This window comes from Paenibacillus sp. M2, assembly GCF_046713495.1.
GTDB lineage: Bacteria > Bacillota > Bacilli > Paenibacillales > Paenibacillaceae > Paenibacillus > Paenibacillus amylolyticus_B.
Genome location: NZ_CP169648.1, coordinates 445,899 through 468,416, shown reverse-complemented (window position 1 = coordinate 468,416; position 22,518 = coordinate 445,899). Strand labels below are relative to the sequence as shown.

The 22,518-nt window shown below is 42.6% G+C and carries 21 protein-coding genes; 4 read left to right on the top strand and 17 right to left on the bottom strand.

Translation table 11 applies throughout. From position 1 onward, the window contains the following. Window positions 1-208 precede the first annotated feature (208 nt). The 4 genes from ACETMN_RS02255 (at window position 209) to ACETMN_RS02240 (ending at window position 3,520) form a co-directional block, all read left to right on the top strand. On the top strand, window positions 209-937 hold the full coding sequence (locus tag ACETMN_RS02255; protein ID WP_091018388.1) for an amino acid ABC transporter ATP-binding protein: 729 nt from the start codon (window positions 209-211) through the stop codon (window positions 935-937). Between the two features lie 39 nt (window positions 938-976). Beyond that, window positions 977-1,819: a transporter substrate-binding domain-containing protein gene (locus ACETMN_RS02250; protein ID WP_091018386.1), complete on the top strand. Its 843-nt coding sequence runs from the start codon at window positions 977-979 to the stop codon at window positions 1,817-1,819. A gap of 102 nt (window positions 1,820-1,921) precedes the next feature. Next, window positions 1,922-2,644, top strand: a complete 723-nt coding sequence (locus ACETMN_RS02245) for an amino acid ABC transporter permease (RefSeq protein ID WP_091018384.1) — start codon at window positions 1,922-1,924, stop codon at window positions 2,642-2,644. Between the two features lie 225 nt (window positions 2,645-2,869). Then, the gene (locus ACETMN_RS02240) at window positions 2,870-3,520 is read left to right on the top strand and encodes an amino acid ABC transporter permease (RefSeq protein WP_091018383.1); all 651 of its coding nucleotides are present in this window, start codon (window positions 2,870-2,872) and stop codon (window positions 3,518-3,520) included. Between the two features lie 507 nt (window positions 3,521-4,027). Here ACETMN_RS02240 and ACETMN_RS02235 read toward each other — a convergent pair. From ACETMN_RS02235 to ACETMN_RS02155, 17 genes are all read right to left on the bottom strand, one after another. Further along, window positions 4,028-5,365 (bottom strand): FAD-dependent oxidoreductase, encoded by a 1,338-nt coding sequence (locus tag ACETMN_RS02235; protein ID WP_411736392.1) that lies wholly within the window; start codon window positions 5,363-5,365, stop codon window positions 4,028-4,030. Window positions 5,366-5,423: 58 nt separating this feature from the next. After that, complete coding sequence (locus ACETMN_RS02230) at window positions 5,424-6,278, bottom strand: carbohydrate ABC transporter permease (RefSeq protein ID WP_411735703.1); 855 nt, start codon at window positions 6,276-6,278, stop codon at window positions 5,424-5,426. After that, window positions 6,262-7,176 carry a sugar ABC transporter permease gene (locus ACETMN_RS02225; protein ID WP_340031712.1) on the bottom strand — a complete coding sequence of 305 codons (915 nt, stop codon included), beginning with the start codon at window positions 7,174-7,176 and terminating at the stop codon, window positions 6,262-6,264. The genes ACETMN_RS02230 and ACETMN_RS02225 overlap by 17 nt, the downstream gene beginning before the upstream one ends. Window positions 7,177-7,414: 238 nt before the next feature. Beyond that, entirely contained in the window at window positions 7,415-8,125 is a 711-nt protein-coding gene (locus ACETMN_RS02220; protein WP_411735702.1) for a hypothetical protein, read from the bottom strand. 30 nt (window positions 8,126-8,155) lie between these two features. After that, on the bottom strand, window positions 8,156-9,451 hold the full coding sequence (locus ACETMN_RS02215; protein ID WP_411735701.1) for an ABC transporter substrate-binding protein: 1,296 nt from the start codon (window positions 9,449-9,451) through the stop codon (window positions 8,156-8,158). A 103-nt stretch (window positions 9,452-9,554) separates the two neighbouring features. Further along, a complete protein-coding gene (locus ACETMN_RS02210) occupies window positions 9,555-10,322 on the bottom strand; it encodes a response regulator (protein ID WP_411735700.1) in 768 nt (255 codons plus the stop codon). A gap of 5 nt (window positions 10,323-10,327) precedes the next feature. Then, the gene (locus ACETMN_RS02205; protein WP_411735699.1) at window positions 10,328-12,151 is read right to left on the bottom strand and encodes a sensor histidine kinase; all 1,824 of its coding nucleotides are present in this window, start codon (window positions 12,149-12,151) and stop codon (window positions 10,328-10,330) included. Between the two features lie 241 nt (window positions 12,152-12,392). Further along, window positions 12,393-12,581 carry an aspartyl-phosphate phosphatase Spo0E family protein gene (locus ACETMN_RS02200; RefSeq protein WP_091018370.1) on the bottom strand — a complete coding sequence of 63 codons (189 nt, stop codon included), beginning with the start codon at window positions 12,579-12,581 and terminating at the stop codon, window positions 12,393-12,395. A 190-nt stretch (window positions 12,582-12,771) separates the two neighbouring features. Continuing rightward, complete coding sequence (locus tag ACETMN_RS02195) at window positions 12,772-13,041, bottom strand: hypothetical protein (RefSeq protein WP_091018368.1); 270 nt, start codon at window positions 13,039-13,041, stop codon at window positions 12,772-12,774. Window positions 13,042-13,471: 430 nt separating this feature from the next. Next, the gene (locus ACETMN_RS02190; protein ID WP_091018367.1) at window positions 13,472-14,371 is read right to left on the bottom strand and encodes an ABC transporter permease; all 900 of its coding nucleotides are present in this window, start codon (window positions 14,369-14,371) and stop codon (window positions 13,472-13,474) included. Then, on the bottom strand, window positions 14,364-15,236 hold the full coding sequence (locus ACETMN_RS02185; protein ID WP_411735698.1) for an ATP-binding cassette domain-containing protein: 873 nt from the start codon (window positions 15,234-15,236) through the stop codon (window positions 14,364-14,366). Before ACETMN_RS02185 ends, ACETMN_RS02190 begins: the two co-directional genes overlap by 8 nt. A gap of 126 nt (window positions 15,237-15,362) precedes the next feature. Next, window positions 15,363-15,878 carry a hypothetical protein gene (locus tag ACETMN_RS02180; protein WP_091018363.1) on the bottom strand — a complete coding sequence of 172 codons (516 nt, stop codon included), beginning with the start codon at window positions 15,876-15,878 and terminating at the stop codon, window positions 15,363-15,365. Window positions 15,879-16,361: 483 nt separating this feature from the next. Continuing rightward, a complete protein-coding gene (locus ACETMN_RS02175) occupies window positions 16,362-16,541 on the bottom strand; it encodes an aspartyl-phosphate phosphatase Spo0E family protein (protein ID WP_091020024.1) in 180 nt (59 codons plus the stop codon). A gap of 204 nt (window positions 16,542-16,745) precedes the next feature. Next, on the bottom strand, window positions 16,746-18,086 hold the full coding sequence (locus ACETMN_RS02170; protein WP_091020022.1) for a helix-turn-helix domain-containing protein: 1,341 nt from the start codon (window positions 18,084-18,086) through the stop codon (window positions 16,746-16,748). A 24-nt stretch (window positions 18,087-18,110) separates the two neighbouring features. Continuing rightward, on the bottom strand, window positions 18,111-19,466 hold the full coding sequence (locus ACETMN_RS02165; RefSeq protein ID WP_091020020.1) for a hypothetical protein: 1,356 nt from the start codon (window positions 19,464-19,466) through the stop codon (window positions 18,111-18,113). A gap of 29 nt (window positions 19,467-19,495) precedes the next feature. After that, on the bottom strand, window positions 19,496-20,866 hold the full coding sequence (locus ACETMN_RS02160) for a helix-turn-helix domain-containing protein (protein WP_091020018.1): 1,371 nt from the start codon (window positions 20,864-20,866) through the stop codon (window positions 19,496-19,498). Between the two features lie 253 nt (window positions 20,867-21,119). Further along, window positions 21,120-22,514: a helix-turn-helix transcriptional regulator gene (locus ACETMN_RS02155; RefSeq protein WP_091020017.1), complete on the bottom strand. Its 1,395-nt coding sequence runs from the start codon at window positions 22,512-22,514 to the stop codon at window positions 21,120-21,122. Between the last annotated feature and the right edge of the window lie 4 nt (window positions 22,515-22,518).

Sequence of the window (22,518 nt, the reverse complement as noted above, 5' to 3'; positions counted from 1 at the left end):
CAGGATTCGTCACAAGGCATTTAATAACATGACAGATATATAACATATTTTCTGGCTATAGCCCTAGGTAACCTATTACTTATGTCATGTTTTATCACAAACCAATTGCCATAAGCAGGATGACTATGTATGATTAAATAACTAGTTTCAATTTATTCCTTATTCTCCCTTTTACACACAGACGTTGCAGAAAGGATGGGGTGTACTCTTGATTGAATTTAGGGGTGTCCAGAAGCATTTCGGTCATTTTCATGTCCTCAAGGATATCCATCTTCACATTGAAGAAGGAGAAGTCGTCGTCATTATCGGACCTTCCGGCTCCGGCAAAAGCACATTACTCCGCTGTATTAACCGCCTGGAGACCATTACCGAAGGCGAACTTGTTGTCAGTGGGGTCCCTCTACATCAGAAAAAGGTGGACATTAACCTCTTCCGCCGTGACATCGGCATGGTATTTCAACACTTCAATCTTTATCCTCACAAAAAAGTCATCGATAACATTACTCTTGCACCCATGAAGGTGCGCAAACAACCCAAAGAACAGGCAGCCGCAACAGCTATGAAGTATCTGACCCGGGTGGGCATTGCCGACAAAGCAGACAGTTATCCCTCCCAGTTGTCCGGTGGACAGCAACAACGGGTAGCCATCGCCAGAGGACTCGCCATGGAGCCCAAAATCATGCTTTTTGACGAACCTACCTCTGCTCTCGATCCCGAGATGATCGGGGAAGTCCTCGATGTTATGCGTTCCCTTGCCCATAATGGCATGACCATGGTCGTTGTTACCCATGAGATGGGATTCGCCCGCGAAGTTGCGGACCGGGTCATCTTCATGGACGAAGGCCGAATTGTAGAAGAGGCCAACGCTGCTGAATTTTTTGACAACCCCAGAGAAGAACGAGCACAGCAATTCCTGAGCCGTCTGATTCATCATTGAGAATAATCCACTATTCCATTTTGAAAGGGGTCTTTATTCATGAAGAAATTATTGAAATGGCCATCATTTATGCTTGTCCTCATTCTCTCGCTTGTATTGTCCGGTTGCAGTACAGGTGAGGAGAATAGCAGTAGCGGCGGTAGTGGCGGTTCTGGCGGAGATGCCGTAGCCAAAGGAACAATAGAGCAGATTAAGGAACGCGGCAAGCTCATCGCCGGTGTGAAATACGATACGAAGCTGTTTGGCTTGAAAGATCCCGCAAGTGGCAACGTTGAAGGATTCGATATTGATATCGCCAAGGCACTCGCCAAACAGATCCTTGGAGATGAGACAAAGGTCGAACTGAAAGAGGTCACTTCCAAGACCCGCATTCCCATGCTGCAAAACGGAGACATCGATATCATCATCGCCACAATGACAATTACGGATGAGCGTAAAGAACAGGTGGATTTCAGTGATGTTTATTTTGAAGCAGGCCAATCCCTGCTGGTGAAAAACGACAGTGCGATTACCGGCCTGGAAAGCCTCAGCGGAGTGAAAGTACTCGCGGTGAAAGGCTCCACATCCGCTCAGAACATTCGCGAGAAAGCCCCGGATGCTGAGGTCCTTGAATTCGATAACTATCAGGATGCATTCACTGCTCTCAAAGCAGGTAAAGGCGAAGCGCTGACCACAGATAACATCATCCTCATCGGCATGCAACAGACGGATAACAGTTTCCATTTGGTTGGTGGCAATTTCACAAGTGAACCTTATGGTATGGCCATTCGCAAAGGCGACACCGCCTTCGTGGAAGAAGTCAACAAGCTGCTCAAAAGCATGAAAGACAGCGGGGAATATGACACATTACATGAGAAATGGCTGGGCTCAAAGCCCGAGTAACCCCGATTAATGATGAGTACGCGGCGAATTCGTCTGCTGGATGCGATGCATGAGCAGACGTAATCGCCGTTTCTACATCTGGAGAACGGAGGCTTTGCCTATATGGGCACATTGGATTTCAGCGTACTGATGCGACACTCGGATCGTTTTCTGGAAGGGTTCATGAATACCATTCAAGTGAGCATTATGGCTCTCATTGGCAGCTTTATCCTTGGCGCGATCCTGGCGATCTTTCGGATATCCCCTGTGAAACCGCTGAACTGGATCGGCACGGCTTTTGTGGAATTTATCCGAAACATCCCCTTGCTGTTGGTTGTGTTTTTCTTCTATCTCGGACTGCCTGCACTAGGCATCTCGCTGGATGGATTTGTCTCCGGTACTCTGGGTCTGACCATCTACACCGCCGCTTTCATTGCCGAAGCGATCCGAGCGGGCATTCAGACGGTGCCGCGCGGACAACTGGAAGCAGCAAGGTCTTCCGGCTTGTCCTATGTACAGGCCATGAATCTGATCATTCTGCCCCAGGCCATCAAGATTGTACTGCCGTCCATCGGCAACCAGTTCATCAATTTGGTCAAAAACTCATCTATTCTTGCCGTTGTTGCCGGAATGGATCTTATGTATTTTGCCGACTTGGTTAACTCGGATACGTTCCAGCCGCTAAGTGTGTACACCATTGTTGCCCTGTTCTATCTGGTGCTGACTCTACCACTCAGCTTTCTGGTGCATTATATGGAGCGCAGGTTTGGACAGAGCGATGCAGAGGCGCACAGCACCAAAGGTAAACCGAAAAAGAACAAACCGGCAGGTCAGGTTACCATGTAACAGATTGACTTGTACCTGCCACAGATTTTTAGGGAGATATATTGGCTTGTCCATGTGGTTTAAATGAGTACTGGATCGTCTGTGTTTTGCTGGCATTGGTGATCATGTCACAGTGCATAATTGTAATTCACTGCTACGGTGCTTGAGTTGCTTTGTACACAGTCCATGCCCCATCTATTGATCTTCGATATTCCATTCCTGCATACAGAAGGAGGCTAATAAAATATGGACTTTAGCGGGGCCTATGCGTGGCCCAACCTTCGTTTCCTGCTTCACGGATTCCTGATCACCCTGCAGGTAGCAGGGCTATCCATTGTATTCAGCTTCATACTCGGCACCGTGCAGGGTACGGTCCGGTTTACTCGCATCCCTGTTCTGTCACAGATCGTGGCGGTGATCGTGGATACGATTCGGAATCTGCCGCTGTTGCTCATCATTTTCTTCATTCACATGGTACTTCCACAGCTCGGGATTAAAATGTCCGTCTTCTGGTCCACAGTTGTTGGACTGAGTCTGTTTGAAGGCGCGATGATTGCCGAAATCGTCCGTAGCGGTCTGAAATCCGTTGAGCGCGGTCAGGTGGAAGCTGCCCGTTCTTCCGGCCTGAGCTACATGCAGACCCTCGGTGGCATCATCATGCCACAGGCGCTACGCCGCATGTCCCCGCCGATGGTCAGCCAATTCATCTCACTGCTGAAGGATACTTCACTGGCGATCATCATCTCTCTGCCGGAGCTGATGCACAACGTGCAGATCCTTGGCGGTCAAAGTTTTGATTATATTATCCCGGCCCTGCTGCTCGCAGCCGTATTGTATTTTGTGATCAACTACGCGCTGTCCATTGTCGCAAGACGACTTGAGGCACGGATGAATTGATAATCGGAAGGAATAAGGCATGAAAGAATACGATGCATGAATGAACATCAAGGAACATCAAGGAACCGAGACCTCGTGATTGATTAGATATGAAGGAATAGAGATGAAGGAAAGAACCAAATGTATGAAAAGTATGAAAGCGCCCCAAAGACTCTAAACCCTCCTATGTAGTGGATTTGGAGTCTTTGGGGCTACAGTTACGCTCATCAATTCACAAGCTTCCCACCAATTTCTAACGAACTGAGGGAAGCTTATTCCATTTTCCGGACATTTCCTAATCTAACGAATCTTAAACACTCTAATCTTCCGATTTACCCCGCTTTCACCCTCTATTGGAGCATTTTGAGCAGAAATAGCTTCACTGAGATTCGTTACATTTTTCATTTCAGCTTATATCCCGGAATTAGACGTCTCAGGTTCGTTAAAACTTAGGCCACCGCGAATTAAATAAACACCCACTTCCACTATTAATGATTCACCCAATTTCGCCCACAATCAGCTCATCCGCTAGATCGCCGCTCCGTTGTGACGTAATTCCGCCTGTAACAGCTCGATCGGCAGTTCCATCGGGTCCAGCTTCATCTTCACTGTTAGTGCAGCTGCGGTTCCCGCGGCCTCCCCGGTAGCCATGCAGCTTGGAGTCAGCCTTGTCGTTGCATGCGCCTCATGTGTGGTGGAGATGCATCGTCCTGCCGCCAGCAGATTGCGGATATTGCGAGAGATCAGACAGCGATACGGAATATCATATGCCCCATCCCCCTCTATAAATGCAGCCACCACACCTTGACCCGAAGGGTCATGGATATCAATCGGGTAACCACTTCTAGCGATCAAATCGTCGAACTTTCGTCCTGCAACCACATCAGCCTTGGTCAACGCATAATGCCCAATGATTCGTCTCGATTCACGGATACCAATCTGCGGCGCTACTGCCGAGATCGAAGCCCGTTCAAATCCAGGCACATCACGCTGCAAAAACTCAGCGATCATCAGCACCTGCTTCCGGCCTTCCTGTTCCGCAGAGGTCAGATCCTCGGCATCCGTCGCATCGAGCCCCTGCACCCGGGTACAATTAATCAGCACTTCATCTTCTGCCGGTCCGGTAAAAAACAATACCTGGTCGCGATTAATCGGCACACCCGCTTTTTTCCACTGGGAGTAGAAACCACTCACCCCGGTTAACGGAATGCTGTCCAGTTCAGCAAAGGGAGTTTTCACATAGAAATCCTCCGGGTGCTCCAGCATGTATTGTTTCACTCGTCCAAGATCGACACCACGCATGCGGAATTTCATGGTCATCGGCTGTGACTGATGGTCGCCGTCTCGTCCCTTTGCCACAGAAGCACCCGCAAGATAAGCCAGATCCGCATCGCCGCTTGAATCCACAAATACGTTCGCCCGGAACTCCTTTCTTCCAGACTTGTTGGTCACTCGCACCGCTTCCACCCGATCATCTACAACGACCACTTCATCCACAAAACTGTGCAATAATAGCCGGACGCCGGCCTCCTGCAACATCTCTGCCGCAACCACCTGAAAGATGGCTGGATGGTACGGCGTGACGGTATGCACAAATCCAACCGTATCACGCAGATGCCCCGGAGAGCCGCCACGTGCCTGCAATCGATCCACAATCTCCTGCGCAATACCTTTAATGACCTGCTCACCGCGCTCCGTATGGAAAGTCATCCAGGGATAAACCATAGCAGCGGTTGACATCCCGCCAACGAATCCGTATCGCTCCACCAGCACTGTTCGTATACCCTGCCGTCCAGCCGCAATGGCTGCCGCTATACCCGCAGGGCCCCCTCCCACAATAACGACATCTGCTTCTTCCTTTTTCATGCTCATCCCTTCACGCAAATGTTGTCCCTCCTTCGTTCTATTGCACGTATTACACGGCTTACTCTTTCAGTCCCGTCATGGCAACCCCCTCAATGAAGCGCCGTTGTGCCAGGAAAAAAACAATTAACAGTGGCAAGGTTGCCATGACGGTGGCGCTCATCAGATATTGCCAGGCTGTACCCACTTCATCTGTAAACAGGGATAATCCAAGCGGCAGCGTCATTAGATCACGCGAGTTAATGAAGATCAATGGATCAAAAAACTCATTCCAGATCGTCACAAACGTAAAGATTGTCAGCGTAGCCATACCCGGCTTGGCAATGGGCAGCATAATTCGCGCATATATCCGGAATCGGTTGCAGCCGTCCATCATCGCCGCTTCCTCCAGCTCCGTTGGCACCGTAATGAAGAACTGCCGCATCACAAAGATGCCAAATACACCACCCGCGCCAAAGATCGGCAATAATATCAGCGGAAGATGGGTATCTATCCACCCCAGCTGCCGCATGAACAGAAACATCGGTATCGCCGTCACCTCATGGGGAATCATCATCGCACTCAGCAGGATGAGAAATACCACATTACGTCCTTTAAACGGAATTTTGGCAAAGGCATACCCGGCGAGGGAGGAAAAAAATACCGTTCCCAACACAACCAAAGCAGAAATGTAGATACTGTTCCAATAAAAACGGTGAAACGGAATCAATCGAAAGACATCGATATAGTTCTGAAATCGGAAAGTATCCGGTATCCACTGCGGTGGATAGGTGAATATGCTCTGGGGTTCCTTGAATGATGTCGATATCATCCAGATAAATGGCACAATCATAATGAGGGAAATCAGGGTCAGCAACAAGTACGTCCCCAGAGTACTTCCTATCTTCCGCCCCGAAGGACTAGGCATCGCCTTCATTGAATACCCACCTCTTTCGGAGCTGCCATTGCAGCAGCGTCAGAATTAGCACGATAAAGAACAGCACATATGCGAGAGCAGAAGCATAACCAAACTGAAATAATTTGAATGCTTTTTCCCAGATATAATAAACCAATACCTTTGTACTGTTGCTCGGCCCGCCCTGTGTCATCACATAGATCTGCCCGAATACTTTGAGTGAACCAATCACAGTCATGACTACGGTCAAAAACACGGTTGGCGTGATCATGGGCAGTGTGACGTGAAAGAAGGTTCCCCTCTTGCCCGCCCCGTCTAATGTTGCCGCTTCGTACAGCGAACGCGGTACCTGCTGAATGGCTGCTATGAACAGCACCATGTTCAGACCGACATTTTTCAGCACACTTGTCACGATAATCGCTGGCATTGCCAGATCCTGATTGTAAAGCCAAGCCGGACCCTTGATGCCCAGCATCAACAGAAGCTGATTAATCAATCCAGACTCTGTCGCATACATCAGCTTCCACACGATGGCCCATACGATCAACGAGGTCATGACCGGAACAAAGATCGCTGTTCGGAAAATTCCGATGCCCCGCAGATTTCTGGACAGCAACAACGCGAGCAACAGGGCGAGCACAATATTAAGCGGCACCAGCCCCGCTGTGAAATAAACTGTATTGGCGAGCACTTTCCAGAACATCGCGTCTGTCATAATATTCTGGTAATTCTCCAATCCAATAAAATGATGATCCCCCAGCAGCGGCCAATCGGTCAGGCTCATGTATAACGCGAGACCCATGGGAAATAACAGCAGCAGGGTAAACCCAAGCACCATCGGCGATACAAACAGCCACCCCGCGATCTGGGCCTCTCTGGCGAGCGGCCCCCCTCTTTTGCGCTTGCGTGAATGGGTCACAATCAGGCCTCCCCCTTTTAATCCAATTTCCTCCGAAGCTGAACTCTGCGACGATTCTATATAAGGTGAACTATACATTTACACAAGAACGTAGAGGACAGAAAAAACCTGAAGAAGCGAAGTGGTCGCCTTTATCCCCGGATTTCCCCTTTATATATGGGATTCGAAAAAATCTGGGGATAACAGCGATCGGAAGGTTGTTCTGGCATCGGAGTGGCAAGTGTAAATATTCTTTAGTTCAACTTATATAGTCTGGACGGTTCAGACTGTCCACTGCATTGCGAAACCCGTTCACAGCCCTTCGCAGCTGTTCCTCCGTGTTGCCAGTCACGACCGCTCCAAGCATAATCGCCTTTACCCCGGTATCGCGCAGCACTCGAACATCCTCCGGCACCAGCCTTCGCTGGGAAGGAACCAATACCGGTACCTGGGCTTGCAAGACCAGACGGCGATACTTAAGCACATCCGCGAAGCTGAGCGGTGTACCATATTCTTTTCCAGGTACAATGGATGCCTCCAGAGCGGTGAAGCCGAAGTACGCTGCCGATGTTACGAGGGAAGCATCATATTCCTCATTGATCGCAAACGTTGGGTCCAGCCCCAAGTCATTGAGCATGAAGGAAGGCAAGTGATGTGCATAGATGGAATAGAAATCAAAGCCCAGCCCGGAAAGCCCCTCCACATCCTCCCTTTGTGCTCCATCAATACTGCCAGAAGGTACGACCCCAAGCGGACCACCAAACTCACTGCGGATCGCCCGAAACACCTCGGCATACATGTCTAATGGACCAAAATGATTCCCGCTGGCGCGATGACCGACATTATAATGCACCTTCAGTGCATCAGCGCCCTCTTCCATGGCTGCCCGAGCCAAATCAATATCATTCTCAGGCAGACTGACCACCAGCGACAGCGGTTTCCGTTCAAGTAATTCTTTGAATTTGCCCATCGTTCTCACCTCCGGTTTCGATCGAATGATTTAGGGTTGCAACACACTTTGGATCTCTTCCTGCATTTGTTTCAGGTTATCCTTAGCTGTCGCTGTTTTTGCAAATAGTCGGTCAAATCCCTGCAATACCGCATTGTCGATATCCTGCCAACGGATATGACCGGGAATTAAGCGCGCTTTGGGCATTTCATCAATGACGGCCTGCACGATATGATCTTTGCTTGGGTTATTCGGCTGAAGAATGAATGCATCTGAGTTCAGAACAGAGGTACGCGGAGGCACAAAGTAGGTGGCTGTCGCCTGAATCCCCTGCTCACTGGCAAAATACTTCAACAGCTTCTTTGTTTCCTCTGGATGTTTGCTGTCGTTGAACATGGCATATCCGGCCTGCCCCAGCATCGGTACACTGCCTTGTGAACCGGAAGGCATAGGAGCGATGCTCCATTCAAAATCCGTAATTTCTCTTGCTTTGGAAACATAGCTGTAATTATCAAAGAACATGCCCACATTACCCGCATCAAAGCTGACCTGTTCGCCCGCCTTCGGGTGTGATTCATCGGTGAACATCATGCGTTCCAGCAATTCAAAGGTCTGTACGCCATAGGCATCGTTCCAAGTGAACGTTGTCATGCCTTCGTCGAATGGACCGCTTCCATTGGACCAGGAGTAGGAGGAAAGCACCGCCCAGGTCTTCCAGTCGCGAAAAAAGTTGGCACCATAGACTCGGTTGGTCGCATCCTTACTGGTAATGGCTTTGGCGGACTCTTCGAACTGTTCCCATGTCCATTGTCCTTGGGTGGCAAGTGTGTTTGGATCAGTCAGGCCAGCTTGGTCGAATAGCGTTTTATTGTAAAACATGACTACCGGAGGTGTAGAAAAAGGTAGCCCCAGCAGTTGGTCGCCATCACGGAACAAATCCAATGTACTTGGAATATAATCATCCAGCTTAAACTGTGCATCATCCTTGAACTCGGATACATCGGCCAGAATGTGATTGGACTTGAATTGTGGTACCATTCGCTCCGATACCCAGGCAAGATCGGGAAGAGAGCCTCCGGCGGCAAGCACCGAAATTTTTTGCTGGTATTCTGCGAAAGGTACGGATTCCATCGTTACTTTGATGCCTGGATTTTCCTTTGTGAAGTCATCAATCAACTTGTTGTATACATCCATATGAGCCTGATTGCCCCACATCATGAACTTCAGCTCGACCTCTCCATTCTCTCCGCTTGCACCCCCAGATTCACTGCCGGAATTGGAGCTTGTGCACGCGATTGAAGCCATCATCATGAGTACAAACACCAGTATCAGTCCTGCTTTTTTCATGGAAATCCCCCTTATGGACGTCGTGGTATACATGTGCAACCAAAGTATAACGAAAGCATCGTTCCCCCTGAAATCACGTCAACTACAGAAATGGTATGGTTTTTCAAGAGATACTGAATCGGTCTCGATATTCTCCCGCGGTCCATCCCACCTGCTGCTTGAACACCAACATGAAGTGTTTGGGGCTCTGATGCCCGGATAACCGTGCCACATCATAGATTTTGAGACCCGTGTTGATCAGCAACCACTTGGCCCGCTCCATACGTGCCTCAGTGATGTATTCCGAATAATTGATGCCTATTTCGTTCTTGAACAACTGGCTTAAATAAGTAGGGTTCAAGTTAACGAGATCTGCTATTGTCTGAAGTCGCAGATCTCCATCGGGATGTTGTTTGATGTGCTCCTTCACATCTCGGATAATCTTCCGTGCATCTCCACCAGCGTGTTCTGCTTTGCCAGATGGCTCAGGGATAGAAAGGGTTGAAATACCGTATCTACGATCCAGCAGCAACTGAATCTTTTGTATGCACAATGCCAGTTCATAACGATCGATTGGCTTCAACAGGTAGTTCAACACCCCAAACTCCATTGCTCTGCGTGCATATTCAAATTCGCCGTAGCCGCTAATGATGAGCATTAACAATTCAGGGTACATGTCTCTTGCTTTGCTTACCAAAGTTAGTCCGTCCATTTCACGCATGCGGATATCCGTGATTAACACGTCCGGCACCTCACATCTCAGAAAATCCAGTGCCTCGATACCGCTCGACGCTTCGCCCGTTACCTGAAACTGAGAAGACACTTGTACGATCAGCTCCCTTAGTCCCTGACGGATGACCGTCTCATCCTCTACAAGCAATACTTTATACATGCGCTTCAATCCCCTTTCGGTAGAAGTTGAATGGATATCGTGACCACCAGGCCCTGCCCGGGACTTCCATCAATGCTTAGGCTGCCGCCTTCTCCATACATGAGGCGAATCCTCTGAGCGATATTGTTAAGCCCCAGACTGTCCCCGGCATGGCAACGTAATGCCTGACTGGAAGGCTGTTTTGATATGGATTTGTTTAACTCGTCAATCTTTGTCTGAGCCATACCCTTACCGTTGTCTCGCACACTAATCAGCAATTCATGGTCGAATTTTAAGGCAGATACCCAGATTACTCCTCCATTTTCCTGCCCTTCAATGCCATGGTAGACGGCATTTTCCACCAGCGGTTGCAGTACCAGCTTAGGAATCAAATACTCGGTTATCCCTTCTTCGATGTCATAGATAATCTCCAACTTGCCGTCGTAACGTACCTGCTGAATGCGTATATAGGATTGTACAAAAGCAAGTTCTTCCCCAAGTGGAACCATCCGGTCCACCTTATCAATCGTATAGCGCAGCAGCTTGCCAAGCGCCGTCACCATGTCCGACACCTCTGCGTGCTTCTGGCGAATGGCCATCATGTTAATGGACTCCAGCGTGTTGTATATAAAATGGGGATTCATCTGGCTTTGCAACGCTGACAACTCTGCCTCCCGCTCTTGAATGCCCAGCAGAAACACCTCATTGAACAGTCGATGAATCTCTTCCATCATTCGGTTAAAGCCCCGGCTTATCTGTCCGAATTCATCAGTGCTGAAGTGTGCTACCCGCTGGCTAAAATCTCCCTGCTCCACCCGAATCATGTGGTGCTTCAGTCGAATCAGCGGCCGGGTGATACGATAGGATAACAGAACCGCCAGAATCGCTATCCCCGCCATACACAACACTGCGAACCATATCGTGAAGGTGAGCATCTCACCTGACTCCTTTTGAATCACGGCAATAGGTGTAAGACTGATCACCGAAAGCCCAGAATAGCTGGAGTGGTGTTGTACGTAGAGATAGGACTGCCCATCCAGAACAACTTTTTGGTTTCCTGCATAGCTTTGAAGCTGTCCATGCAATAGCAACTGGTCGTATGCAGACATTCCTCCGGTTGAGGTCCGCTCGAACAGAAGACGCTGCTTGCTGTCTACAATCATCAGGCTTGCATCTTGCTCATAATTCAGATTGGATAACAGTTGACCGAAAGCCTCCAGACGAATGTCAATCAGAATGTAACCCAATCGCTGGAGCGTACCCGGATCTCGAAGCACTCTGCCCACCGATATATACGATTCTTGCTGACCACCCGTGTAATAGCTGGGTTGATGCGGAGGAAGCAGGCGCCATGTCCCTTCCGAGCCTTCAAGCTCTGCAAACCAATCATCCTGCCTACTGTCCCATACCGGCTTGACCGCCAGGGAATCGAGATTGGAGAACAAAATGCCGCTGTTGCTGATCAGGTGAATCCCCCGAATCTCGGGCCGGTCATAAGCTTGACCAGATGTGTAAAGCTTCATTTTCAGATAATCCTCAGACCTCGCCCATGTACCCGAACCCATTGAAGCGTTGTATTTGCCCAGAATGCCAAGCACCATCTGATCGTAAAGCGGCAAGAGCGACAACCGCTCAAAGTCCTTCAGCAGCCGATTCAGATTGGCGTTAATCTGGCGAACCAGTTCAATGGTGAACTGCTCGGTCTTGCGATCCATCGTCTGCGAGAAATGCTTGTAGTTCATCACTCCCTGCAAACTTAGCGGCAGCAACGTCAGCGCCAGGAACAACAGGAGCAACTTGGTTCGCAGGTTTAGGTCTTTTCCGAAAAAAATGCGTACCTTGTCCATCATTTCCGTTTATCCCTCCCTCTCCCGATCATTGTATGAGCCCCCTTCACAGATCAATCTGGATATAACTGGGGTCATCATATCCAGTTTTAAGGATCATTCGCTATCCTGCCAATCCTGGAATTGGTACGGAATTTCAAGTTATCCGCATTAGTTTCAGATGAACGCAAAAAAGCCGACTGTATCGCTACAGTCGACTACGCTATTTCTATAGAACACTAATTAGACCAAAAAACCGACTGCATTATGCAATCGGTTGTCTGTTCCTAAGATGGCTTTTATATTTGAATCGATTATATTCATTAATAAGCTCGTCCAGTACCATGGACTGTCGGAGGACTTGGTTGTCCTGCATGCCATGATTCTCCGCCAAACGACTCAACTCTTGCCTGTTCCGTTCGATTTTATCTTTGATCTGCCTCGGTTCATTCATAGCATGCACCCCCTCTTTGTATAACATTTTAGGATACATTGCCAAAAAATTCATATTATATTCCTTTGCAGAATAAAATGTTTATTTACATAAGTTTTCAAAGAAATTCAGCCTTTTTCATACTTATATGTTGAACTAAAGATTAAATTGTAAATAAGAAAAAAGTATTCGGGACCCGAATACTTTTTTCTTATTTACTTCGTAATGAATTTGCTAAATACAACATTAACATCCCTACAAATATCAATAATATTCCTTCAATTTTATACGACCAAATCTCTGAGTTTATAAAACTACCAAAGATATCAGAGGTATCAGACTTTACATTTTGGTATTCTGCAAGAACCAACATAGCTTTGTCCATACCCCAATCAGTACTTTGAACAATAAACTGAAATCCAATAACAAATAATACAAATGAACAGATAAGGGCTACTAAGGAAATCATTTTACTTTTCAAATTTAAATTCTCCTTTGATAATATAACATTGGAAAGAGAAACCTCAAAACTCAATTAAAGTAAATATCATCTCAGTCTATTCCATGTTACGTATAATCTCAGCAGATGCTATTTTCCACGTGATATTATTGCGAGTCATCCTAAAAATTAGAGCGTCCGATTTGATATCTGTGATTTGATTTATGTTTTACGAATGCAACAGTGGAAGGAAAGCATAACCTGATTAAAGCTTACCAGCGTCGGCACTACTTAACTCGTAATTGGGCGTGCTACAAAACAGGTATTTTATTCGAATGCAATCAATGATATTTAATAATTGAATAATTTAACCCTAACTTCTAGATTAGGCCCAAAAAATTGTTTAAAAAAGAGCCTATCTTAGAAATAGCTAATTAATGTTAATTTAAGAATGTGGCGGTCTAAAAGTTTTCTATGGCATGAGAGTCCTTTGTTTCTTTAAAGCAATCCATGTTACTAACAGGAAAAACATTGTATACGCTAAGGTAAACAGCATGCTTGTAGTTACAGAATATATGTCAGGCATATCGTAGAATGATACAATTCCTCCATAAGCAGTATCTCTAAATAAAATAGGAAGCATTGATTTTTGAATAAATAAAGGTAAATACTGTCCTATAAACCAACTATGGAACACTGATGATTCAATGGTTGGGTAGATAAAACCAACGATGATCCCCGCCATTAAACTTTTGCTCAAAACAGTGATGCAACCTGCAAACATCCCCCACAATAATAGACTTATAATAGAACCTAAAATTTGTAGAGAATAATCTTTAATCGTTATTATTTTCGTGTTCACCAAATCCATCGGAAGATTAAAAACAGCAGGAGTGACATAGCTAAACATAATTCCTACAAGCATTGTCAGCAACATAAACAAAAGTATAAATGTAAATATAGCCATAACTTTTGTAAGCAGCACTTCTAGACGTGTCAAGCCTTGAACCCATAATTGTCTGAGCGTAAAGCTACGGTATTCTATCCCAAATATCAGCGCACCAATGATAGAGATTACGATCGGTCCTAGGGCATTTACAGAAGCCAGTGAATAGGCTATTGCCATTTTAGGACTTAAGATAAATAACATCGCGGATAAAGAACTGCTGGAAGTATCTGAACCACTGATAAATTGATATGTTTGTTCCAGAGAATATCCACTATTATTCATAAATGCTTGGAATGAGTTTTGAAAATTTGATCCGACACTTAAATATGTGTATATAACAAATACCAGGAAGATCACAGTTGACCATATACTGAACGGGTGTTTAATAAGCTTAATGCATTCATTCGTATACGATTTAATCATGATTTCCCCCCTCTACAAGCTGATTGTAAATAGATTCCCATTCTTGTACATGATTCAAAGACATCCATTCGTTAATCGAAACATTTTTTTGGCGTAATGAATCTTGAAAAGACTCAAATGTACAATTTTTATCAAGCGTAATTTTCCAAGAAAAACGATCTAACCTGTTTGCTTTCAGTACTCCATCAAGTTCCAAAAGTTCATTCGTGCTAAACTCTGCATTTACTTTTATTTGAATTAATTTTGGTTGCAAACCATTATTATAATCAGATATATCCAATTCCTTTTCAATTCGTCCATTAATCATCATACCAAGTCTATTACAGCAATGTTCTATTACATCCCACTCATGACTCGCTATAACAAAACAACATTCTTGATTTGACATATCTTGAATTAATTCGACCAACCTATTATAGGAGTAATTATCGAGTCCATTTGTTGGTTCATCCAAAAGATAAACTTTCGCATTCTTCGAAAGAGCAATAGCTATTCCTAGTCGTTGTTTCTGACCAAAAGACAGCGTCTTCACTTTCTTTTTCATTATTTGTGGTGTAGTCAGATCTAGTTTTTTTAATATTTTCAATGCTCTTTGTGGATCAGGGGACAATAATCGCACATTATCGTTACCCGTTAAATGTGCGTAGAAAGAAGTGGGTTGGAATGACATACTCGTTTGATTAAATTGACTTAATTTCTCTTCAATAAAAATATTTCCTGAGGTTGGTGAGAGGAGTCCCGCTAAGCTGGATAATAAAGTAGTTTTGCCAGAACCATTGATTCCGACCAACGCATAAACATCACCCGCATTGAGAGAAAGTGAAATATTATTTAGTATCAGATCATTCTTAAATTTGATCTTCAAGTTATCTACTTTCAGAATTCTGTTCATATTTGCTCCTTTCGACTCTCATCCTTTATACCAACAAATACTTGGATAAGGTCATTATATACCCATCCAAGTATTTGTGTTTTTCATATGTTTTCTAACTTATTGAGCAGTTGAGCTACCAGTCGAAGAAACATTAATTAGAATACGACTTGTAAATTCTGAACCTCCTGCGTGACCCCATGGTGTAGGAATTCCACTCTCAAACAATACGCCTTGGTTTGTTTGACCCGTTGAAGTATATTTATAATTCCATTTGTTCTCTTCGTCTTTGAAACCGTAGAGCGGAGCAGTAGAATTATTTTGCCACAAATTACCGAAGTTTGTTATTTTACCATCATTCCAAGTCCATTGAGCAAATGCTTCTTGAGTTGCAACTGTAATTCCATACAAATTTTTATAACTTTTTTGCCAAGAATGAGTTGAAATTGTCGCAAATGTTGAAAATCCATCGTTATTTGCCCCCGGCACTGGGGCTACATATGATTCAGAACCAATAATTGAAGTATCCGGAATTTCCACGTTCTCCGCTGCGAATGATGGAGCAACACTACCAAATGCTAATCCTGTACTCATAACAGCGACAGACAACATTTTTAAGAATGAAATTTTTTTCATTTTGAAATTCTCCTTTTTTTGGACTGAAAAACGTTAAAGATCAATCAGCAATACTTCAAGAATTATACATCTAAATTTCAATCACCTCCGTTTCCAGAAAAAGAGCAAGAAGCATCAATCTTTTTATAAAACTGAAATAGATTATAATTGCCCCCCAATAAAACCTTATAATATTTTGCAAAAAATACTAAAAAACTCTTCTTATGAATAAAAACCTATAAATAAAATATTAGAGAAATAAATGTTTATTGGGAATTAATACTCCTCATCCAAAGACTGATTTTATTTAAGCAAAACATTTGTATTTCGATTTCTCCTTTTTAATTTCATTTTGTACACAATCTCCATGATCGATTTCGATTATTATTATATGTTCTCTGCAGGAAATTTTAGATCTTCCTTTACTAATGAATACAACGTTTTTTCACTGGTAACATTTTATATATTTTGGGTTGTCTTAAAACCAAGTATGTGTAATGTATTTCATTTTTTAATATTCATATTCATTCCTGAGGTAAATCGATTATATTCATTAATTAGCTCATCCAACGCCATCGACTGTTCAAGCACTTTAACACTAGGAATTCCATATTGATCTACCAAGCGACTTAACTCTTGCCTACCTTGCTCGATCTGGTCTTTCAAGATACTCCGTTCTCTCATAGCAGGTACCCCTCTAGGACATTCTGGAAAAACATTTAATATGAGTAAGCTATTAGTTTCACTAATGACTGCAAGTGCTTTTTAGAACATAATATGTTTTGCATAATATTGTAAAAACAAATCTTTAGAAAAGGCATTGCGCTCTGCTTAATCCTTTATCAAAACACAAAACAGCCTACCTCAAAAGCAGATAGGCTGTTTGTTTTATTTAATATTTATCGTCTTAAATAATTGTGAATACGTCTCTTGCTGAGACAAACTAGCTTGCTGTCTGTAAGTTCCGTATAAATCAACGCATTTTACTGTCATGTGATCGTCTTGGTTCAAAGTTGAAAGAGATAAATTATAAAGTATTATATCTATACCGTTTTGGTATTCTTGTCGATTGCATTTATACTTTGCAAGTTCATAATTGAACAACATATATCTATGAGTTATAATTCGTGAATTGCACCCTCTATCTAAATAAAATCGCTTGATTTTGTCTTCATATTCTTCTAAATCAAACTCAATTTTAAGAGATTGTTCATTAGCAACTTCAATAATATTAATAAAGGCAGTTAACGTTTCCTCAGAGTAAGCTTCCAAGTAATTAAGATACTCATGTATAAATTCTTGATTTCCAGACATTAAATTAATTGTTATACGATTCCCTTGAGCCCATCTCTTAAATTTGGCGGTTATAACCCCTTCTTCTTCTGATGGATCAGAAATATCAACTATTCTCTCATAAATATCTGTATACTTTAGAGCCATTGCATATTCTTTACGTTCTTTAAAAACACTTGCCTTCAGCAGAATCGCATAAGCTTTGTAAGTGATTAATGGATAATCCGTAATACGCTTAGTTCTTCCTCGCGACTTAAATCTTAATAGAGCATCAGATTTTCTTTCTAATTCTTCTGCCAATGAATAAACTTTTTCCCATAAGTGCATTGTACTATATACATTAGCCAATTCCTTGATCGCATCTAATTGTACTTCTTCATTGAGCTTCTCTACATAAACCTCTAAACGAATTGCTGCATTAAGGTTATCAAACTTTTTTAAATTTATACTAATAAGAAATATACGATATTGGCACATAGCCAACCGTTCAGAGTGCTGATATTTTTCGCATTCAGACACACATTCATACAGAATAAGTGCTGCCTGCTTCATTCCTTTGTTATACAATTCTTCAGCTATTTCAAACAACTCATCAATGTATGAATGATCATCTGTCACATGAGTAATGACTTGTTGAATAACATCCAGCTTGCCAAGCTCAGCACAACGATATATAAACGGTTCTAAGCGTCTCCAATGGGGTGCAGATTCAATAAAATATTCCACACCATACATATCATAAAAGCACCCCTGTTCCAAACCCATTGCAGAGGTAATCCGGTCTAGTTGGTTCATTGAAATAAGTCTGGTTCCTCTGATGATAGCACTTAATGTACCTACATTAATGTCAACAATTTCTGAAAACTGCTGTAGTTTATACCCATTGTCTTTCAAGTATTTATCAAAATAGGAACGTATATTGTGCATCTTCTTCATCGTCCCTTCCCAGATATTTCATTATCAAAAAGTCGGCAAACTTAACTTTTCTACTACATTTTTGTAATTTCTGATCTGTTTTTCATTGGCTTCGCTCCTATACTCCCCGTACAAATCTAAACATTTAATACACATCAGGTCATCTTTACTTGAAGAAGAGAGTTCTAAACACATGAGTAAGGCATCAATCCCAAGTAAGTAATTACGCTGTTTTATTTGATAATATCCCAATTCATAGTAAAAATCTTGATACCCGTGGTTTAACATTTGATCGTTATAACCACCTTTAAAGTGCATGTCTGTATTAAACAATTTGATCTGGTTCTTAAATCTATCTAAAGCAAAGTCAATGTTAAAAGAATACTGATTAGCTGCTTGCAAAATATTAACGAATCCAGCTAATATTTCTGATGGGTTGTTTTCGATATAATCCAAATAAGAATCGATTACATTTTCTTCACCAAGCATTAATTGGGAGGCATATTGATTCCCTTCCCCCCATACTCGGAACAAATCTATTATTTGTTGATCCTCTTGTGTAGGATTCCCAAGCTCAACTATTTCCAAGTATTTTTCTGTATACTTTAGGACATTTTCATATTCCTTACGAGCATCATAAACGCTTGATATTAATAAGTGTGCATAGGCTACATATGTAAAAAGAGGATAGGCTGTTAGCCTTCTTTTATTTTTTCGCCTACGAGATTGCATTTTTAATTGGAATTCTGCTTTCCGTTCCAGTTCCCGTGCCCATGTGTCGACCTTGTCCCACAAATGTATCGTCATATACACGTTAGCCAAGTCTTTAATTGCATCCAATTGCACTTCTTCATTTAATTTATCAATATAAGGTTCGAACTTTACTGCTGCATTGAGATTGTCAAATTTACTCAGTGTTTTATGAAGCAAGAAAATGCGGTACTGGCAAAGGGCCAACCGCTCCGAGTGTTGATACTTCTCACTACCGGCCACACATTCATATATAATGAGTGCAGATTCATTGGTGCTTTTATTATAGAGACTCTCTGCCACATTAAATAACTCATCAATATAGGATTGATCATCTGTTACATGAGTAATGACTTGTTGTATAATATCTAGCTTACCAAGTTCAGCGCAACGATATAAGAACGGTTCTAATCGTCTCCAATGGGGTGCAGATTCAATAAAACATTCAACTCCATACCTTTCATAAAAGTACCCCTGTTCCAAAGCCATTGCTGATGTGATTAGGTCTAGTTGATTCATTGACATAAGTCTGCTTCCTTTGATAATCGCACTTAGTGTACCCACATTAATGTCAGCAATTTCTGAAAATTGCTGTAGCTTATATCCCTCATTCTTCAAGTAATCTTCAATGTAGGAACGTATATTGGACATTGTCTTCATCGTCCTCCCCAGATGTTTTACTATTGAAAAGTTGGTACACTTAACTTATCTATTAGTTTTGTATACTGCTCTTCCTGGGTCTTACTGGCGGAATTTCTGTATTTTCCGTACAAATCAATGCATTTGATACACATTAGATCTTCATTACATGAAGATGAACGTTCCAAGCTAGTAATTAGATGTTCTATTCCCTGTTCCATTTGGTTCTGTTTCAATCTGTATTTTGCTAGTTCGTAGAATAAGCGTATATATCTAAAATTTGATGCCTGTTCGTTATATATTCCTTTTACATGTCTTTCCGCTTTAATTTGATCAATGTGATTTTGGAATCTATTTAATGCATGGTCAATATTAAAAGAGTACTGATTTGCCGCCTGTATAATATAGGCGAGTGCTGTTAAAATTTCGGCATGATTAACATCTAGGTAATTCAAATAACGGTTTAAGCCTTCGAAGTCACCTGATAGTATTTTGTACAAATATCGATTGCCCTCAGCCCAGCCCTTGAATCGATCTATCAATTCTTGCTCTTCCTCTGTTGGATTTTTAATCCCATCCATAATATCCTCATAAACATCTGTGTACTCCAAAGCTTTCATATATTGCTTACGTTCTTCAGATACATTTGCCATGAGCAGATTAGCATAAGCTTTATAAGTAAATAGAGGATAAGAGGCTATTCTTGGTTTTCTGTTCCGTCTCATAGATTGAAGTTGAACTTGGAATTCAGTTCTTTGAATCAATTCATTAGCCAGTTCAAAAACCTTATCCCATAGATTTATCGCGCCATACAAATTAGCTAAATCTTTAATCGCATCCAGTTGTACTTCCTCATTCAATTTTTCGATAAAAGGTTCAAATTTTACTGCGGCATTTAAGTTATTGAATTTATTCAGTGTTTTATGAAGCAGAAAAATACGGTACTGGCATAAGGCCAACCGCTCGGAGTGTTGATATTTTTCACTGTCTGCCACACATTCATACAAAATAAGAGCTACTTCTTTTAATCCTCTAGCAAAAAAGCTTTCAGCTACATCAAATAATTCTTCTATATATGATCGATCGTCCGTTACATGAGTGATGACATGTTGTATACAATCCAGCTTACCAAGCTCAGCACACTCATATAGATATGGCTCCAAACGTCTCCAGTGGGGCGAAGATTCTATGAAGGATTCAACCCCATAACTCTCATAAAAATACCCTTTCTCTAATCTCATAACAGAAGTAATCTGATTCAGTTGGTTCATAGACATTGGCCTGTTGCCTTTAAGAATGGCACTTAAAGTTCCAACATTAATTCCAGTAATATCGGAAAAATGCTGCAACTTGAGATTCTGCTCTCTCATATATTTCTCAATATGTACTCTTATTTTAGGTACCAATTCCACTGTCTCACCTCCGTCATTAGAATCACTTATAATTCAATTTCATATAATAAATGTTATTTTAATCCTGTATTTTACATTGGTCAATCTATGAAAATACAAAAAAGCTTATTTCCTCACTCCGAAATAAGCCGATAAAGTATCCATAGTGATCCTTTTTATATATTACAATTTCCCGGTACCATGTCCTGATGGTGCATACATCCGATCTTTCACATCAAACTGACTTATAGGGAAATTGCTAATAATCACAACACTACACAAGAGTATAGTTATGATTTTTTTTATTTTCATAATAGCTGTAAACCTCCTCCATTAGATTGCGATAGTTATTTTCTATTTCTTTAGATGCAAAAGACCTGTATCTCTCAAAGAGAGCAATACATTGTATTATGTCATTAGAATTATTAATTCTAATAGCTGAACTCAGACAAGAGACAAGCTTCTGCATTCCTTCTGCGTATCGCTCTCTGTTAAAAAGATACATTGCCAGCTCAAATAAAAGTTTAGAGTATTGGTCATTCTTTATTTGTTCATTGTATCCTTCTGTTAAGGTTTTATCACTCAACATTAGATTAATGGAATTATCAAATTTTAGTAAAATATGATCTATATCCATTTCATAATTATTTGCCGCTTCAATAATTTTAACAAGAGCAGTAAGAGTTTCTCCTTCACTTTGCTCAACCCAAGCTAGATACACGGGGAGAACCTCTTTCTTTCCCATCATCAAATTATATAAGTAGGTGTTTGCCTCAGTCCAACTACTAAACATATCAATATAAAATATATCTTCGTCACTAAAATTTAACACACTAGCTAATTCAGCATTTTTTCTTGTATATAACAGTGCCTCAGTGTACTCACCTTTCCATTCACATGCGGTGGCCTTAAGCAAGTTTGAATATGCCTGATATACAAATAACGGATAAGCTGTGACCCTATCTTCTTTATTCACTTTTTTCTTAGTGTACGATTGGATAATTTCAGCTTTCCGTCCCAGATCATCAGCAAGGGAAAATGACTTATCCCAATATCGAAGTGAAGCATACGTATTCGCCAGGTCTTTTATCGCATCCAACTGCCGTTCCTCATCCAGCCGATTAATATATGGTTCAAAATGGACGGCCGCACGCAGATTCTCATGTTGGTCCTGACCGAGAGACAACGTGAAGATGCGATACTGGCACAAAGCCAGACGTTCCGAGTGTTGGTATTTCTCACACTCCGCCACACATTCGTACAACATCCGTGCAGCCTTTGTCTGTCCACGTTCAAGCATGCCTTCAGCCATCTCGAACAACTCCGAGATATACGAGCGATCATCCGTCACTTCCTGGATAACCTTATGAATACATTCCAGCTTGTCCAATTCAGCACAGCGCTGCAGGAATGGTTCCAGTCTCCTCCAATGAGGTGCCGATTCCACGAAACATTCAGCCCCATAAATCTCGTAGAAATATCCCTCTTCCAGCTTCATGCCTTGGGTAATCAGATCCAGTTGTGCCATAGCGATGGGCCGAGTCCCCTTAATAATTGCGCTAAGCGTTCCAGCGTTAACTCCCGATATATCGGCAAAATACTGCAGGGTGTACCCCTGTTTCCTGATGTAGTCCTCAATATATGAGCGTATCGTAGTTGTAGGTTCCATGTAT

Excerpts from the sequence above, each read along its gene's own strand:
- ACETMN_RS02250 (WP_091018386.1), top strand. The coding sequence starts at position 977 with ATGAAGAAATTATTGAAATGGCCATCATTTATGCTTGTCCTCATTCTC.
- ACETMN_RS02245 (WP_091018384.1), top strand. The coding sequence starts at position 1,922 with ATGGGCACATTGGATTTCAGCGTACTGATGCGACACTCGGATCGTTTT.
- ACETMN_RS02240 (WP_091018383.1), top strand. The coding sequence starts at position 2,870 with ATGGACTTTAGCGGGGCCTATGCGTGGCCCAACCTTCGTTTCCTGCTT.
- ACETMN_RS02235 (WP_411736392.1), bottom strand. The coding sequence starts at position 5,365 with ATGAAAAAGGAAGAAGCAGATGTCGTTATTGTGGGAGGGGGCCCTGCG.
- ACETMN_RS02230 (WP_411735703.1), bottom strand. The coding sequence starts at position 6,278 with ATGAAGGCGATGCCTAGTCCTTCGGGGCGGAAGATAGGAAGTACTCTG.
- ACETMN_RS02220 (WP_411735702.1), bottom strand. The coding sequence starts at position 8,125 with ATGGGCAAATTCAAAGAATTACTTGAACGGAAACCGCTGTCGCTGGTG.
- ACETMN_RS02215 (WP_411735701.1), bottom strand. The coding sequence starts at position 9,451 with ATGAAAAAAGCAGGACTGATACTGGTGTTTGTACTCATGATGATGGCT.
- ACETMN_RS02210 (WP_411735700.1), bottom strand. The coding sequence starts at position 10,322 with ATGTATAAAGTATTGCTTGTAGAGGATGAGACGGTCATCCGTCAGGGA.
- ACETMN_RS02205 (WP_411735699.1), bottom strand. The coding sequence starts at position 12,151 with ATGATGGACAAGGTACGCATTTTTTTCGGAAAAGACCTAAACCTGCGA.
- ACETMN_RS02200 (WP_091018370.1), bottom strand. The coding sequence starts at position 12,581 with ATGAATGAACCGAGGCAGATCAAAGATAAAATCGAACGGAACAGGCAA.
- ACETMN_RS02190 (WP_091018367.1), bottom strand. The coding sequence starts at position 14,371 with ATGATTAAATCGTATACGAATGAATGCATTAAGCTTATTAAACACCCG.
- ACETMN_RS02180 (WP_091018363.1), bottom strand. The coding sequence starts at position 15,878 with ATGAAAAAAATTTCATTCTTAAAAATGTTGTCTGTCGCTGTTATGAGT.
- ACETMN_RS02175 (WP_091020024.1), bottom strand. The coding sequence starts at position 16,541 with ATGAGAGAACGGAGTATCTTGAAAGACCAGATCGAGCAAGGTAGGCAA.
- ACETMN_RS02170 (WP_091020022.1), bottom strand. The coding sequence starts at position 18,086 with ATGAAGAAGATGCACAATATACGTTCCTATTTTGATAAATACTTGAAA.
- ACETMN_RS02165 (WP_091020020.1), bottom strand. The coding sequence starts at position 19,466 with ATGTCCAATATACGTTCCTACATTGAAGATTACTTGAAGAATGAGGGA.
- ACETMN_RS02155 (WP_091020017.1), bottom strand. The coding sequence starts at position 22,514 with ATGGAACCTACAACTACGATACGCTCATATATTGAGGACTACATCAGG.